This is a genomic window from Xanthomonas sp. NCPPB 2922 (genome assembly GCF_041520885.1).
Lineage (GTDB): Bacteria > Pseudomonadota > Gammaproteobacteria > Xanthomonadales > Xanthomonadaceae > Xanthomonas > Xanthomonas campestris.
This window is the reverse complement of the sequence record NZ_JBGOFY010000017.1, coordinates 1-15,569: the sequence shown is the minus strand read 5'-3', so window position 1 is coordinate 15,569 and position 15,569 is coordinate 1. Positions and strand designations below refer to the sequence as shown.

The 15,569-nt window shown below is 64.3% G+C and carries 9 protein-coding genes and 1 riboswitch; of the genes, 6 read left to right on the top strand and 3 right to left on the bottom strand.

Annotated features, from left to right (window positions below):
• Positions 1-33: 33 nt before the first annotated feature.
• A complete protein-coding gene (gene ilvC / locus ACD584_RS16830) occupies positions 34-1,035 on the bottom strand; it encodes a ketol-acid reductoisomerase (protein WP_070689794.1) in 1,002 nt (333 codons plus the stop codon).
• 639 nt (positions 1,036-1,674) lie between these two features.
• On the opposite strand from ilvC, the gene ggt reads away from it, so the two are divergent.
• Together ggt and ACD584_RS16820 are read left to right on the top strand one after the other, a co-directional pair.
• Entirely contained in the window at positions 1,675-3,381 is a 1,707-nt protein-coding gene (ggt, locus tag ACD584_RS16825) for a gamma-glutamyltransferase (RefSeq protein WP_076037897.1), read from the top strand.
• A 78-nt stretch (positions 3,382-3,459) separates the two neighbouring features.
• Positions 3,460-5,298 (top strand): methyl-accepting chemotaxis protein, encoded by a 1,839-nt coding sequence (locus tag ACD584_RS16820; RefSeq protein WP_070689795.1) that lies wholly within the window; start codon positions 3,460-3,462, stop codon positions 5,296-5,298.
• Between the two features lie 12 nt (positions 5,299-5,310).
• Here the strand turns inward: ACD584_RS16820 and ACD584_RS16815 are convergent, their stop codons facing one another.
• Positions 5,311-7,245 (bottom strand): prolyl oligopeptidase family serine peptidase, encoded by a 1,935-nt coding sequence (locus ACD584_RS16815; protein WP_228437977.1) that lies wholly within the window; start codon positions 7,243-7,245, stop codon positions 5,311-5,313.
• A 599-nt stretch (positions 7,246-7,844) separates the two neighbouring features.
• Positions 7,845-7,943: riboswitch (TPP riboswitch) on the top strand.
• Positions 7,944-8,057: 114 nt separating this feature from the next.
• Here ACD584_RS16815 and thiC point away from each other — a divergent pair.
• Positions 8,058-9,935 carry a phosphomethylpyrimidine synthase ThiC gene (thiC, locus tag ACD584_RS16810; RefSeq protein ID WP_076037144.1) on the top strand — a complete coding sequence of 626 codons (1,878 nt, stop codon included), beginning with the start codon at positions 8,058-8,060 and terminating at the stop codon, positions 9,933-9,935.
• A gap of 54 nt (positions 9,936-9,989) precedes the next feature.
• On the opposite strand, the gene ACD584_RS16805 is transcribed toward thiC, so the two are convergent.
• Entirely contained in the window at positions 9,990-10,334 is a 345-nt protein-coding gene (locus tag ACD584_RS16805; RefSeq protein WP_139328392.1) for a hypothetical protein, read from the bottom strand.
• On the opposite strand from ACD584_RS16805, the gene ACD584_RS16800 reads away from it, so the two are divergent.
• From ACD584_RS16800 to ACD584_RS16790, 3 genes are all read left to right on the top strand, one after another.
• Positions 10,333-12,687 (top strand): winged helix-turn-helix domain-containing protein, encoded by a 2,355-nt coding sequence (locus ACD584_RS16800; protein ID WP_076037143.1) that lies wholly within the window; start codon positions 10,333-10,335, stop codon positions 12,685-12,687. The genes ACD584_RS16805 and ACD584_RS16800 overlap by 2 nt on opposite strands.
• A 119-nt stretch (positions 12,688-12,806) precedes the next feature.
• On the top strand, positions 12,807-13,700 hold the full coding sequence (locus ACD584_RS16795) for an AraC family transcriptional regulator (protein ID WP_076037142.1): 894 nt from the start codon (positions 12,807-12,809) through the stop codon (positions 13,698-13,700).
• Between the two features lie 48 nt (positions 13,701-13,748).
• Positions 13,749-15,569 (top strand): TonB-dependent receptor plug domain-containing protein (locus tag ACD584_RS16790; RefSeq protein ID WP_372357316.1); only part of this gene is annotated, 1,821 nt, incomplete at its 3' end.

Here is a 15,569-nt window from a genome sequence, read left to right as displayed (position 1 = left end):
CCTTTCGGTTAAACGGTGGGGGAGGCGGCGGCGTTACGCCGCTTGTTGCTTGGCAGGTGTAGCGGTGGCCTGCTGCTCACCATTGAGCCATACCATCTTGGCGCGCAATTTCTTGCCCACTTCTTCGATCGGGTGCTCCAGATCGGCCTGCTTGAACTTGGTGTAGTTCGGCAGGCCGGCTTCGTATTCGGCCACCCAGTTCTTGGTGAAGGTGCCGTTCTGGATGTCGGTCAGCACATCTTTCATGCGTGCCTTGGTGCTGGCATCGATGACGCGCGGGCCGCTGACGTAGTCGCCGTACTGCGCGGTTTCGGAGACGAACTCCAGCATGCGCGTGATTCCGCCTTCGTAGAACAGGTCCACGATCAGCTTCAGTTCGTGCAGCACTTCGTAATAGGCGATTTCCGGCTGATAACCAGCTTCCACCAGCACTTCGAAACCGGCCTGCACCAGCGAGGACGCACCACCGCACAGCACCGCCTGCTCGCCGAACAGATCGGTTTCGGTCTCTTCCTTGAAGGTGGTCTTGATGATGTTGGCGCGCGCGCCGCCCAGGCCGCCGGCGTAGGTGAGCGCGAACTGCTCGGCCTTGCCACTGGTGTCCTGGTAGACCGCATAGATGCACGGCACGCCGCGGCCGATTTCATATTCGCGACGTACCAGTGCGCCCGGGCCCTTCGGCGCGACCAGCACCACGTCCAGATCCGCGCGCGGCTTGATCATGTCGAAATGCACGTTCAACCCGTGCGCAAACAGCAGGCAGGCGCCCTGCTTCATGTTCGGCGCAATGACCTCTTCGTAGAGCTTCTTCTGCACCATGTCCGGGGTCAGCACCGCGACCAGATCAGCGGTCTTTACCGCTTCGGCCGGCGCAACGACGGTGAAGCCATCGGCCTGGGCCTTGGCTTCGGTCGGGCCACCGGGGCGCAGGCCAACGGTGACGTCGAAGCCGGAATCGCGCAGGTTCAGCGCATGCGCGCGGCCCTGGCTGCCGTAGCCGATGATCGCGATGGTCGGTTGGGTGTCGTTGCTCATTGAAAATCCTTGCGGTGTGGGCAGTGGGAAAGGAATCAGCCGGCAGTGGAGATACGTACTGGCCGAACAAAGCGGGGAATCACAACGGCGTCGTCCATGCAGGAATGCACCGCGCCGCGTGTTGCGGCATTTGTGACGCACTCTGCGGTGGTGGAGATGGCGTTGTTCATGTCATTCGAAACTTTTGGTGGTCCCTGAAACGCGAAACCCCGCGCCGTTGCCGGTGCGGGGTCTGATCGAAGCCTTGTGTGTCTGTTGCCTACACGAAGTCTCGTCCCGCACCGGTTGGCGAGGTAATAAGTACGAGCACGAGAAGCGACGCCGGCGCGCCGATGGGCGCGGGCAGTGAAGCGTCCAAGGTGGCGGTGCGTTGCGGCATGGATCTGAGATAACCACCGCCGCTGCGGGGGTGTCAACCCTTGCGGCTGAAACTTCGGTCATCGTACGAAGTGGCGCGCGCAAAGCCCCGCCACAACAGCATGGTTACCGCTGAAACCGCAGCGACGCGCGGTGCGTGGCTGCAACCGGCGTCACCAATTGCGCGACTTCTGCGATCGGTTGCGGCGGTTTGGACGTGGCGCGCTGGTGCACTGGTATCGTTGGCAACTCATCATTGATGTGCTCCTGGGGGCTCTTGCCATGCGTTGCGTACCTGCCTTGTTGGTGTCTGCTCTGGCGTTGCTCGCGCCACCGTCTGGTGCGGCCGACCGCATCACCGGGCAACCTTTCGCCACCCGCTCGGAAGTGATCGCCCCGCATGCCATGGCCGCGACCTCGCAACCGCTGGCCACGCAGATCGCGTTGGATGTGATGAAGGACGGCGGTTCGGCGGTGGATGCGGCGATCGCTGCCAATGCCGCACTGGGCCTGATGGAGCCGACCGGCAACGGGGTGGGCGGGGATCTGTTCGCGATCGTGTGGGACCCCAAGACCAACAAGCTCTACGGCTACAACGGATCGGGCCGCTCGCCGAAGTCGCTCACCTTGGCCGAGTTTCAGCGCCGGGGGTTGAAGGACATTCCGCCGACCGGGCCGCTGCCGGTGTCGGTGCCGGGCGCGGTGGACGGCTGGTTCGCGTTGCACGGGCGTTTCGGTCACAAGCCGATGGCGCAGGACCTGGCGCCGGCGATCCGCTACGCGCGTGAGGGGCACCCGGTTGCCGAAACGATCGCCTATTACTGGGACCGCTCCGTGCCGCGGTTGTCGCAGTACCCCGGCTTCAAGGAGCAGTTCACCATCGACGGGCATGCCCCGCGCAAGGGCGAACTGTGGAAGAACCCGAACCTGGCCAATACCTTGCAGCAGATCGCCGATGGCGGGCGCGACGCGTTCTATAAGGGCGAGATCGCGCGCACCATCGGTGCCTACTTCAAGGCCAATGGCGGCTTTCTGAGCTATGAGGATCTGGCCAGCCACCAGGGCGAATGGGTCGAGCCGGTCAGCACCAATTACCGCGGCTATGACGTGTGGGAACTGCCGCCCAACAGCCAGGGCATCGCGGCGTTGCAGATGCTCAATATCCTGGAAGGCTACGATTTTTCCAAGATCGGCTTCGGCTCGACCGAGCATGTGCACCTGTTCACCGAGGCCAAGAAGCTGGCCTTTGCCGACCGCGCACGCTTCTATGCCGACCCGGCCTTCCAGCCGGCGCCGCTGGCCAAGCTGATTTCCAAAGACTATGCCGCGCAGCGCCGCGCGCTGATCTCGATGGATAAGGCCTTGAAGGAAGCGCAGCCAGGCACGCCCAAGCAGCTGGAGGAGGGCGATACCATCTACATGACCGTGGCCGATGCCGACGGAATGATGGTTTCGCTGATCCAGTCCAACTACCGTGGCATGGGCAGCGGGGCGCCGCCGGGACTGGGCTTCATCCTGCAGGATCGCGGCGAGATGTTCGTGCTGAAGAAGGGCCACCCCAACGGCTACGCTCCGGGCAAGCGCCCGTTCCAGACCATCATCCCGGCGTTCGTCACCAAGGACGGTAAGCCGTGGCTGAGCTTTGGCGTGATGGGCGGGGCGATGCAGCCGCAGGGTCATGTGCAGATCGTCATGAACCTGGTGGATTTCCATATGAATCTGCAGGAAGCCGGCGATGCACCGCGCATCCAGCATGAAGGCTCCACCGAGCCCACCGGCCAGGCCACGGCGATGAGCGATGGCGGCGAAGTCAATCTGGAGACTGGCTTCTCCTACGACACCATCCGCGGGCTGATGCGCAAAGGTCACCGGGTGATCTTTGCCGACGGACCTTATGGTGGCTACCAGGCGATTGCGCGCGACCCGGCCAGCGGCGTCTATTACGGCGCCTCGGAGAGCCGCAAGGACGGGCAGGCCGCCGGTTACTGAGCGGCTGCACGCGATGATGCGCGCTCAATTCCACGCCGCGCGCGCCGCTAACGTGTTCGATGGATTCGGAGGAATCCCATGAATTCGATGCAACAGTCCGATCTGCCGGCGCATGCGCAGGCAGCACTGCTTCCCGATGCACCGGTCGCCTTGTTGCGGCTTTCGGCCGAGGCGTGCCTGGTGGCCTGCAATCGCGCCGGGCTCGATGTGCTGGGCATCACCGCCGCCGAGCTGCAGGGCGCGCCCGCCACGCTGCTGTGGGGCTTGAACGCAGCCGATCTGGTCGGCGAAGAAGGCGTGTGGGCCGCTCCGGGCGATGACCCGGCGCGCCGCGTGCGCTACACGCGCGACCGCGTGCATGGCGGGTGGCTGCTGTCCTTGCCGCACGTGGAAACCGCCACCTTGCTGCGCGAGGCCACACGTCTGGCCGAAGACAGCCGCCCGGTGCCGATCTCGCCACTGCTGCAACCGCTGGTGGCCCGCCTGCAGGCCGAGCACGAGGACCGCACGGTGCTCGAACGCACCGCGCAGGCGCTGGCCGGCTGCGAGCTGGAACTGTTGCTTCCTGCTGGCCTGGCCGAAACCGAGATGGGCCGCCGGCTACAGGCGGGTTTCGGCAATCTGGCCGAAGCGATCCGCCAGGCGGTGGCCTTGTCGGTACAGATCGCCGCCGAAGTGCCGCCGCTGGTGGCCGAGAACGACGAAATGGTGCGCCAGTCGCAGGCGCAGACCGAAGCGCTCGATGGTGCGCGCATCGCAGTGGAACGGCTGGCGACCAACCTGCATGACGTCAACGCCGAGCTGGCGCAGGTGATCACGCTGGCCGGTAGCGCGGATGAAAGCGCGCGCCAGGGCATGGCCGCGGCGCGTGCGCTGGGCCAGGCGATGCAGGAAGTGGAACGGCGCGCCGCACGCGCGGGCGAGGTCATCGAAGTCATCGACTCGGTCGCCTTCCAGACCAACATCCTTTCCATCAACGCGAGCATCGAAGCCGCACACGCCGGCGATGCCGGACGCGGCTTTGCGGTGGTCGCCACCGAAATCCGCCGCTTGGCCGAACGCGCTGCGGCGGCTGCGCGCGATGTGCGCGCAATCCTGGCCGAAACCAGCGCAGCCATCGGCGAAGGCGCCGCTTCCGCGCGCGGCACCGAAGCCGTGCTCGACGGCATCACCGGCCTGCTCGGGCGTGCCAGTGGCGCGATGACCGCAGTGGCCGGTCGCATCCAGGCGCAGGACGGCGAGATCCGTGGCATCGAAAGCGCCGTGGATGGCGTGGTGGCGCTGGGGCGCAGCAATCTGCAGCATGCCGCGCATGTGGCCGAACGTAGCGAAGCGCTGGAGCGCGGCACCGAAACGCTGCGCGACTGCGTGGGCCTGTTCCGGCTGCCGGCCGATCCGTTGCAGGTGCCACGGCATGCGCGGGTCAAGGAACTGGCGGTGGCCACCGCCGGGCGCATCGGCACCGCGTTGGCGCAGGCTATCGCGCGCGGCCAGATCGACGAAGCGGCCTTGTTTGCGCGTACCTACACGCCTATTCCCGGCGTGGAGCCGGCCAAGTTCAGTACGGCGTTCGATGGCGTCTGTGATCAGATTCTGCCTGCCTTGCAGGAACCGTTACTGGATGCGCACGCGTGGATCGTCTTTGCGATCTGTGCCAATCCCGACGGCTATGTGCCCACCCACAACCTGCGCTTCACCCAGCCGCTGACCGGCGATGCCAAACGCGACCTGGTCGGCAACCGCACCAAGCGCAAGTTCACCGACCGTGTCGGCCGCAGTGTCGGCGCGCATACCGACCCGTACCGCCTGCAGGTCTATCGCCGCGACACCGGGCAGATCATGTTCGACCTGTCCGCGCCGATCTTCGTCGGCCGCAAGCACTGGGGCGGCCTGCGCGTGGGCTATACGCTGGAGTAACTGCAACCGCGCTTACTGCGGCGCGGCAGAGGCCGTGCTGGCGGGCGATGCAGGCGCGGCGTTGCCCAGCTGCTCGGCAAGGAAACGTTCCAGCGTGCGATAGAAGGCAATCTGATTGGCGTCCTTGTAGAAACCGTGCCCTTCTTTTGGGACGGCCATCCACTGCGGTGCATTGCCACTGCGCGTCAATGCTGCACGCAAGCTCTTGGCCTGCGCGAATGGTGCACGCTCGTCTTCTTCGCCGTGTACCAGCAACACCGGGACCTTGATGCGGTCGGCCAGGCTCACCGGCGAATGCGCCGCAAGATCGGCGGCGTCACGGCCGATGGCGCGTTCCAGATAATTGATGCCGTAGTCGCTGCGGTTGATGTCGCCCTTGCTGTACATCATCTGCAAATCGTAGATGCCGGCCAGGCCAACTGCGCAGCGGAACAATTCTGGCGCCTTGACCTGCACCATCATCGCTGCATACGCACCAAAGCTGGCGCCGTAGCTGCAGATGCGTGACTGATCGGCCAGCCCCTGCGCAACCGCCCAGCGCACGCCGTCGACCAGATCGTCCTGGATGCGTTCGCCCCACTGCCGGTAGCCGGCGCGCTCGAAGTTGTGGCCGCGGCCGTGGCCGCCACGGTAGTTGACCTGCAACACCAGATAGCCGCGGCTGGCCAGGAACTGCGCGTCGGTATCGAACGCCCAGCCATCGCCGTCGGCATGCGGGCCGCCGTGCGGCAGCAGGATCATCGACAACGGCGTGCCCTTGGCGGCAGTGTTCGGTACGGTCAGCACACCGTCCAGGGTCAAACCATCGCGTGCCTGGAAGGTCACCATGCGCCGTTCGCTCATCTGCGCCGGCTGCAGCGCGTTGCGCGCCTTGACGACCAATTTGAGGGTATTGCTCGTGCGGTTGAAGATGTACCAGTCTCCGGCATTGCGATCGCTGTAGGCGTGCAGCAAGAGGCCGTTGCCGTCTTCGGTGAAATTGATGAAATCCACGTACTGGCCGGCCAGCGTTTCACTCAGGCTGCGGTGCAGTCGCGCTTCGGCGCTGTCGTCGAGGTACTGCAGTTTCGGCTTTCCCGGCCCGAGCCTGGCCGCAAACGGCGGTTGCGGCATTGGCCCCCACTGCAAGTCGTCCACGGTGTAGAACGGGTCCGCTGCAAGCACGCTGCGTTGCTGGCCATCGAGCGTGCTGGACACCAGCGCTGCAGGCCCACCGGCGTCGTTGTACCAGCCGTACACGCGGCCCGGCTGGCTGGCAAATGCGAATGGGCGCCAGCTTGCCTGCACCTGTTGCAGGGCTGCCCAACCGTTGCCGTTACGGCGGTACAACAGTGAATTGTCGTTGTCATCGGTGCCGTAGGCGTACTGCGCGACACCGGCATTGTCGAGCACGAAGCGCAGGCCGGGCACGCCGATGTCGGCCATCAGCCGATGCGTGGTGGTCGTGGTGTCGACGTCGTAGAGCATCGAGTGGCGCGAATCCAGCGACAGGCGACGCATGTAGAAGTGGCCGTTGGGATGGGCCGGCAACCCTTCGATATAGCCGAAGCCGCGCTCCAGGCCGGCATTGCGGGTGCTCTGCAGGTAGCCGTAGACATAGCGCTGGTTGCTGCCATCCAGATCGGTGGCAATGATTTCGCCCATCGGCAGCGGTTCTTCCAGCGAGCCGAGCTTGCGGCCCTTGCCGATGACCAGCCGCCTGTCACTGACCCAGGCAATCCGCACCGGCAGCTCATAACGCGGCAGGCGCAGCATGGTGGTGGATTGCATGTCCGCAATCCGGTAGACCACCAAGGCGTAGCTGCCTTCGCCGAGATCGGCGCTCACCGCCAGATGTTTCCCGTCCGGCGACATCGATGGCGAGGAAATCGGGCCGGACTCGACGAAGGCCTCCGCCGGCGGCACGGGCTCGGCCCACGCCTGACCGCCCATCCACATCAACAGCATTGCTGCCGCCCAGGCACACCTCTGCGTTCCCTGCATTTGCGTCATCCATCCCCTGTTTGCTGAACGATAGCTAAGCGAGCCGGGTGGTGACAAGTAGGACGGCAAAAAAAAGCCACCGAAGATCGGCGGCAGGGAGAGAGAGCTGGTTTCTTGTTGTAATGCGGGCAGGCTAGCGCTATGGCGTGCCGTGCAAATGCCGGTGGATGCCGTCGATTGCGTGTTGCATTGCACGATGCGCGTCGCTTGTCGGCCGTGGCATGAACGCGGCGGCTTTGCGAGAGACACGCAGCGTTCCAGCTGCGTCATGCGGCCCGTCCGATCAGAAGCGCTGGGTGTAGTGCGGGCAGCGTTAATGGCCGGGAAGACGGACGCTGAGTCGAGCGAGTTTGTAACGGCGCTGAGCACCGCCGGCGAGTCGCGATCGAACAGGTTGTTGACGTCCACGCCCGCGGTGGTGTTCCACGGCACTGGCAGGACCTGCATGGCATTGAAGGTGACGGTGGCGACGTGGTGCTAGTTGCCGGTGTCATCCAGCAGCAGGGCCGCGCGTGATGACCGCCGCAGACACATGTCGCCCGTGCGGCGATGTGGTTTAATCGCCGCCGAAGTGGGGGTACCACAGCACTGCTGCGGTTGAGATAGTCCCTTCGAACCTGATCCGGCTCATACCGGCGTAGGGAAGCTTCGTTAGATGCGCTGCTCCGTGCCTGCACGGGTATGCGCCATTGAGCGCCGCCGCTTCGTCCGCACTGCGACCCCTCGCAGCGCCAGCACCCTTGGTGCTGGCTTCTCAGCACACAGGACGAACGCCAATGAATGCCGCGCCCACCGTTTTGCTGCAACAGACCCAGACGCTCTCGGCAGCTGTGACCCAGCCGATTCCCGGTTCCCGCAAGATCTTCGTGCAAGGCTCGCGTGCAGATCTTCAGGTGCCGATGCGCGAGATCGTGCTGACCCGCACGCCGACGCTGTTCGGCGGGCAGGACAACCCGCCACTGAGTGTCTACGACACCTCCGGCCCCTACACCGATCCGCAGGCGGCGATCGATCTCGCTGCCGGCCTTGCGCCGTTGCGTGCCGACTGGATTGCCGAACGTGGCGACACGCTGCCACTGGACGCACTGAGTTCCAGCTTCGGTCGTGGTCGCGAGCATGATGCGCGGCTGGATGCAGTGCGCTTCCCGTCGCGACGGTTGCCACGCGTGGCGCGCAGCGGTGCCAATGTGACGCAGATGCATTACGCGCGCCGCGGCATCATCACCCCGGAGATGGAGTTCGTTGCCATTCGCGAAAACCAGCGGCTGGAAGCGGTCACCGATGCGGTGTTGCGCAAGCAGCACCCGGGCGAAGCCTTCGGTGCGGCAATCCAGCAGCGCATCACCCCGGAGTTCGTACGCGAGGAGATCGCGCGCGGCCGTGCAATTTTGCCCAATAACATCAACCATCCGGAAAGCGAGCCGATGATCATCGGCCGCAACTTCCTGACCAAGATCAACGCCAACATCGGCAACAGTGCGGTGTCGTCTGGCATTGCCGAAGAGGTGGAAAAACTGGTGTGGTCGATCCGTTGGGGCGGCGACACGGTGATGGACCTGTCGACCGGCAAGCACATCCATGAGACGCGTGAGTGGATCATTCGCAATTCGCCGGTACCGATCGGCACCGTGCCGATTTACCAGGCACTGGAAAAGGTCGACGGCCGTGCGGAAGAGCTCACCTGGGAGATCTTTCGCGACACCTTGATCGAGCAGGCCGAGCAGGGTGTGGACTACTTCACCATCCACGCGGGCGTGCTGCTGCGTTATGTCCCGCTCACGGCCCGGCGTGTCACCGGCATCGTGTCGCGTGGCGGTTCGATCCTGGCGAAGTGGTGTCTGGCACATCACAAGGAAAACTTTCTCTACACGCACTTCGAAGACATCTGCGAAATCATGAAGGCCTACGACGTGGCATTTTCGCTGGGCGATGGCTTGCGCCCGGGCTGCATTGCCGATGCCAACGACGCGGCCCAGTTCGGTGAGCTGGAGACGCTTGGCGAGTTGACCAAGCTCGCCTGGAAGCACGACGTGCAGACCATGATCGAAGGGCCAGGCCATGTGCCGATGCAGCTGATCAAGGAGAACATGGACAAGCAACTGCGCGAGTGCGGCGAGGCGCCGTTCTATACGCTGGGCCCGCTCACCACCGATATCGCACCCGGTTACGATCACATCACAAGCGCCATCGGTGCGGCGATGATCGGCTGGTTCGGCACCGCCATGCTCTGCTATGTCACCCCCAAGGAACACCTGGGCCTGCCCAAGCGCCAGGATGTGCGCGATGGGATCATGGCCTACAAGATCGCCGCGCATGCGGCCGACCTCGCCAAGGGCCATCCCGGTGCGCAGGTGCGTGACAACGCCTTGAGCAAGGCGCGCTTCGAGTTCCGCTGGGACGACCAGTTCCATCTCGGTCTGGATCCGGAGAAAGCCAAGGAGTTCCACGACGAGACCCTGCCCAAGGACGCCCACAAGCTGGCGCACTTCTGCTCGATGTGCGGCCCGCACTTCTGTTCGATGAAGATTACCCAGGATGTGCGCGACTACGCGGCTGAGCACGGCATCAGCGAGGACCATGCGCTGGAGGCGGGCATGCAGGAGAAGTCTGGAGAATTTGTGGCACAGGGCGCACAGGTGTATCGGGCGTCGTAACCGCGGGAGCGGGCACGCGGCTGCAGCGGATTGCTGTGGCCGCTTAAGAAAAGTTCAGTTTTGAACTGTACATATTGGCGCTTGCATCGCAAGTGCCGTCGGAAAAATTTTTCGCGTCGAGGCACGAAATCCAAGCAAATTCGACGCGTCTAGCTGAATCGCAGATAAAAAAATCGCGCCAGAGGCGCGAAGGGTACGTCGTAATTGTTTGAATTCTTCGGCGAGAGAGAGAGCCTGACGTCGCCGCCTGTCATAGGAAGCAACGGTGCATAGCGTAAAATTTGCACCAATTGGATGCATGACACAGTTGGTTGTCGTGCTTTGCTGAATTTGGCGTCTCGCGCAGTGTGCGTGATTGGTCTTGTTGTCCTTGCCGGCGTGTGTGTCTTTGTTGCCCATGAGTTCTTCCTCCATCCCTTCATCGTCCATGGGCCGGCTGCGCGTCGGTGTCTGCACGGTCGATGTGGCCTCGCGCGAAGTGCATGTTCCCGGTGCAAAGCGCACCCCGCGACTGGCGCCCAAGGCGTTGTCAGTGTTGCTGGCGCTTGCCCGGCAGCAGGGGCAGGTGGTGACGCGCGAGCAGCTGCTGGCCGAGGTCTGGCCGGACACGCTGCCGACCAACGATGTGGTGACGCAGGCCATTACCCAGGTGCGCAAGGCGCTTGCCAGCGATGGCAGCGTACGCTCCGCGCATATCGAGACCATCGCAAAGACCGGGTACCGCTTGCTGGCGCCAGTGACGTGGGAGACGCCGGAGACCGTTGACCGTGCTGGTGCAAATGCGGCGCCCACGGACTCTGCGCAGTCACAGGCAAGTGCGAACGGCAACGCGCAGAGGGAAGACAGCGCCAGCGCACACGTGCTGATCGGTAGCGCTATTGATGCGAGCCCGGCACAGCCCGCTGCGAGCGCTCAGCTGCCACGTGCCCGGCGCCGTGGCGTGGCGCTGGCATTAGCCTGCGTCGCCTTGCTGGTGGTGTTGGGGTTGGCGGCAAAAACCTTGTGGCAGCATGCATCCAGCACCGGCGCAGTGTCGGTCGGCACGGTAGTGGGCAGCCCCAAGCGCCCGTACCAGGTGATCACCGCCGGTGGCGGCTTCGACCTCACGCCCAGCCTGTCGCCGGACGGCGCCATGGTGGCGTACGCGTCCCTGGTCAACGACCGCCCCGGGACTTCGATCCTGGTCAAGACCACCAATAACGCGTATCCGCGCGTGCTCGACACTCCGGGCCCCGGGGCGGCCGACCGGCTTCCGGCGTGGTCGCCGGATGGCCGCGCGATCGCATTCGAGCGTGATGGCGCAGATGGCAGCTGCCGCATCATGATTGCCGCCGCCAACGGCCAGGCCGCGGCCCACGAGGTTGTGCGGTGCGATGGCGCGGACATGCTGAGTTTCAGCTGGTCGCCGGACGGGCGCGCCTTGTTGTTCGGCACCATGACCGGTGCCAATGGCGCGCGGCGCATCCGTCGCCTGGAGCTTGAAACCGGGCAATGGCAGACGCTGGCGTACAGCGCGCACCCGGACGACTTCGATTACATGCCGCGGTATTCACCCGACGGTGCGTGGATCGTGTTCATGCGTAACCCGCAGATGGGCGACCTGTGGCGCATGCCTGCGCAGGGGGGCACCCCGGAACGGTTGACCGACGACATTGCCGAGATCCGCGGCTGGAGCTGGCTGCCGGACAGCAGTGGGGTGATCTTCGGGCGGCGCGTGGATAGCGAAGCGCGGCTGTACCGGCTGGAGTTGCACGACCGTAGCCTGCACGATCTTGGCGTGGACGACGCACAGGCACCGGATGTGGCCGGCACGCACGCGGTGTTCGTGCAGCGCAAGCCACAGTTTGGCCTGTATCAGGTGGTCCGCGACCCCATGAACGGCGGTTACCTGCGACGTCGTCTGTTTCCGTCCAACGGCCGCGACGACCAACCGATGATTGCACCGGATGGCCAGCAACTGTTGTTCACCTCCAATCGTTCCGGTGCCTATGGCCTGTGGTGGGGCGATGTCACCAAGCCCGGCTCGGTACGTCTGCTTGAAGGATTGCGCCCGGACAGCCGGCAGGCCGCGGATTGGTCGGCCGATTCGCAGCACGCGCTGGTGACCGGCACCGACGCGACCGGCCACCGTGGCATCTACGAAGTCACCCCTAACAACGGCAAGGTCACGCGGCTGGCGGTGCCGCAGACGCGTCCTTTGCAGGCGATCTATCTGCCAGACCCCAATCAACTGCTGGTGGTTGCGGCTTCGGACGACGGGCGAACCTCCGCCACCGTCTATGACCGCCGCACGCAACCCTGGCGCATGCTGAGCGTCTTGCCTGATGTCTCGCAGCTGCGTCTGGACCGCGCCTCAGGCGAGGTGTTGTTCACGCGCTTGTCCACTGGCGGACTGTGGCGCATCGCGCCGTCGCTGGCCGCCGACACCTTGCAGCCGATCGATCGCACGCAGCCTTCGCGCTGGCGTTACCGCAGTTGGGCGCCGGGTGCGCATGCACAGGTGCATTACCTGTCGTCCACGGACGCGTGCTCCACGCATGACAGTGAACTGCGCAGTGGGCAGCAGGGCCAGTGCATGGATGTTGCCAAGTACACCGCCATCAATGGCTTCAGCATCGATCAGCGCAGTGGCGCGATGTATGTGTCGCTCGCTGAGGAAGATGGCAGCGCCATTGCCTTCATGCCGCTACCCGCAACACCTGTCACCTCGCTCGGCATCGTCTCCAACCTGTTGTTCAAATTGAACAAATAGGCTTCGTAAATTCTTCGGAATCTCTTCGTGGCTATTTCGGGACACCTTCGGCAAAACATCCTGACTGCCGCCAGATTCGGCAAAACACTGTGCGCTCTTTTGTACAGCGGGCTGCCAGCATGCAACAGGTCATCACTGCCGATCGTGGCGTTGCACTTTCCATCGACGGTGCTGGCGAGCACACGCCGACCACTTGTCTGGCAGTTGCGCGGCTCGGCAGCCTGCGCACGGTGGCGGCGACCTTTACGTTGTGGGTGCAGCTGCGCGGCCGTTCCTGGGTGGAAGCCAAGGAAGGCCGTTTCCGCCTGCATGCAGGTGACTGGATCGCCTTCGACAAGGATTCCCATCCCACGGTGCAGGCCGACCGCAGTGCCGTCTGCGTCGGCGTCAGCCTGGATGGTGGCAGCCTGCAGTCGCTGGCCGAGCTGACCGACGCCACGTTGTATCCCGGCCGCAGCCATCTTGCGCGCAGCGACCTGCGCATTGCATTGCGGCTGTGGCGCAATGCCGCCGCACAGAGCGGTAGCGCTTCGGCCCGGCCGCTGCTGCTGCATCTGGCCGGCATGCAGCGCGAATTCGTCGAACAGGAACAGCGCTGCCCGGGCCGCTCGCGTAGCCGTCGCCGTCAGGTGTTCGGGCGGATGCAGCGGGCGCGTCTGTATCTGGAAGGCAACAGCGACCGCGTGGTGCGCATCAGCGAGCTGGCGCAACTGACCAACTTCTCCAGTTGGTATGTCTCCAAGACCTTCCAGAGCCTGTATGAGGAAAGTCCGCAGGCGCTGTCGGCACGCTTGCGTCTGGAACGCGCGTCGGACCTGCTGCGCGATACCTCGATGATGATCGGTGAGGTTGCGGCCGCCAGCGGCTTCGACAACTGCTGCAGCTTCGCGCGTGCATTTCGTGCGCGATTCGGCGTTTCCGCTTCGCATTACCGCGACCAAGCAGCAAATCCGCCAGATTCGGCAAAGCCACGGAACGTGACGCGCAAAGCGACGGCGTTCACGCAAACGTAATTTGCACAGGGGCGCTTAACGCGCCACTAACGAACCCTGGAGAGATTGATGAACCTTCGCACCTCCGCAGTGCGGCTGGGCCTGTTGCCCGCCGGTATTGCGATCGCGTTGACGCCGGCATTTGCCGCCGCGCAAGAGTCGACCACCACGCTGGACCGTATCGAGATCACCGGCTCGCGCATCCGTAGCGCGGACGTCGAAACCCAGCAGCCGATTCTGACGCTGGACCGCCAGGCGCTGGAGAAGCAAGGCCTGACGTCGGTCGCCGACGTGCTGCAGAACCTGACCTCGGCGGGCTCGCCGGCCATCTCGCGCGCCGACGCACTGTCGTCGGGCGAAGACGTGGGCGGTTACTACGTCGACCTGCGTAACCTCGGCGCGCAGCGTACGTTGGTGCTGGTGAACGGCAAGCGTCTGGGTGCATCGACCTCCGGCCTGCAGGATCTCAGCCAGATCCCGATGGCAGCGATCGAGCGTATCGAAGTGCTGAAGGACGGCGCCTCGTCGATCTACGGTTCCGACGCCATTGCCGGTGTCGTCAACGTGATCACCCGTAAGCGCTTCGACGGCGCTGAAGCCAGCGTGCAGTTCGGCCAGTTCGGCCAGGGCGACGGCGATACCACCCAGTACTCCTTCACTGTGGGTACGCAGGGCGAGCGTGGCGGTGTGACGCTGTCGGCCGAATACTCCAAGCAGGATCCGGTGTTCGCCAAGAACCGCTGGTTCAGCCGCGACGGTTCGCGTGGTCCCAACTCGACCCCGAACAGCTGGAGCCCGATCAGCCAGAACGGTTCGTGGTGCAACCCGCTGCAGGTCGACTGCGCTGACCCGGATGCCGCGGTGTGGCAGACGCTCAATGCCGGCGGCAACCCGAACAATCCCGCTGACTACCACCCGCTGACGCCGGCTGAGTACGCCAACTCGAACCAGCAGATGATGGTGCAGACCGGCATCGAGCGTAAGTCGGTGTTTGCGAACGTCAACTACGACGTTGCCGACGCGATCACCTTCAACGCCGACATCGCCTACAACGAGCGCACCACCGACGGCCAGATCGCGGGTTACCCGTATCAGTCCGGCGCATTCGGTACGCCGCTGGAAGCCGGTAGCGCGTTCAACCCGATCGGCCAGGACGTCGATTTCCGTCGTCGTCTGTGGGAAGTGCCGCGCGCCAGCGAAAACCAGCTGAAGACGCTGCGTTTTGCGCCGACCTTGAGCGGTTACTTCGATCTCGGTGGCAAGACCTGGGATTGGGACGTGGGCGCGTTGTGGAACCGCAACGAGAACACCAAGCGTAGCCGCGGCGACATGAGCCTGATTGCGTCGCGTCAGGCGCTGGGTCCGTCGTTCATCAACGGCCAAGGCGTTGCGCAGTGCGGTACCGCTGCTGACCCGGTCTCGCTGTCGGCTTGCCGTCCGTGGAACCCGCTGCTGCCGTACAACGTTGCAGGTCAGGGCTCGCTCGCCGACCCGGCGCTGCAGGAATTCCTGTTCCCGACCTTCACCGACACCGGTCTGACCAAGACCACCAGCTTCACCGCCAACCTGTCGGGTTCGATTGTCGAGATGCCGGCTGGCGATCTGGGTATCGCGGTGGGCTACGAGCACCGTAAGGAAGAAGGTCGCTTCTCTCCGGACGCATTTGCGCAGTCGGGCGAGAGCACCGGCCTGGGTGCCAAGACCACGCAGGGTCAGTACTCGCTGGACGAGGTCTACCTTGAGTTGAACGTGCCGCTGCTGAGCGATGTTGCGTTTGCCAAGGAACTGACCTTCAACGCGGCAACCCGTTACTCCGATTACAGCAACTTCGGTAACACGCTGAACTCCAAGTTCGGCCTGACCTGGCGTCCGCTGGAAGACCTGCTGGTG

What these genes read in the sequence shown, in the direction of transcription:
- ACD584_RS16795 (WP_076037142.1), top strand. Translation starts at nt 12,807, where the DNA reads ATGCAACAGGTCATCACTGCCGATCGTGGCGTTGCACTTTCCATCGAC.
- ACD584_RS16820 (WP_070689795.1), top strand. Translation starts at nt 3,460, where the DNA reads ATGAATTCGATGCAACAGTCCGATCTGCCGGCGCATGCGCAGGCAGCA.
- ACD584_RS16805 (WP_139328392.1), bottom strand. Translation starts at nt 10,334, where the DNA reads ATGGGCAACAAAGACACACACGCCGGCAAGGACAACAAGACCAATCAC.
- ggt (WP_076037897.1), top strand. Translation starts at nt 1,675, where the DNA reads ATGCGTTGCGTACCTGCCTTGTTGGTGTCTGCTCTGGCGTTGCTCGCG.
- ACD584_RS16800 (WP_076037143.1), top strand. Translation starts at nt 10,333, where the DNA reads ATGAGTTCTTCCTCCATCCCTTCATCGTCCATGGGCCGGCTGCGCGTC.
- ACD584_RS16815 (WP_228437977.1), bottom strand. Translation starts at nt 7,245, where the DNA reads ATGCTGTTGATGTGGATGGGCGGTCAGGCGTGGGCCGAGCCCGTGCCG.
- ilvC (WP_070689794.1), bottom strand. Translation starts at nt 1,035, where the DNA reads ATGAGCAACGACACCCAACCGACCATCGCGATCATCGGCTACGGCAGC.
- thiC (WP_076037144.1), top strand. Translation starts at nt 8,058, where the DNA reads ATGAATGCCGCGCCCACCGTTTTGCTGCAACAGACCCAGACGCTCTCG.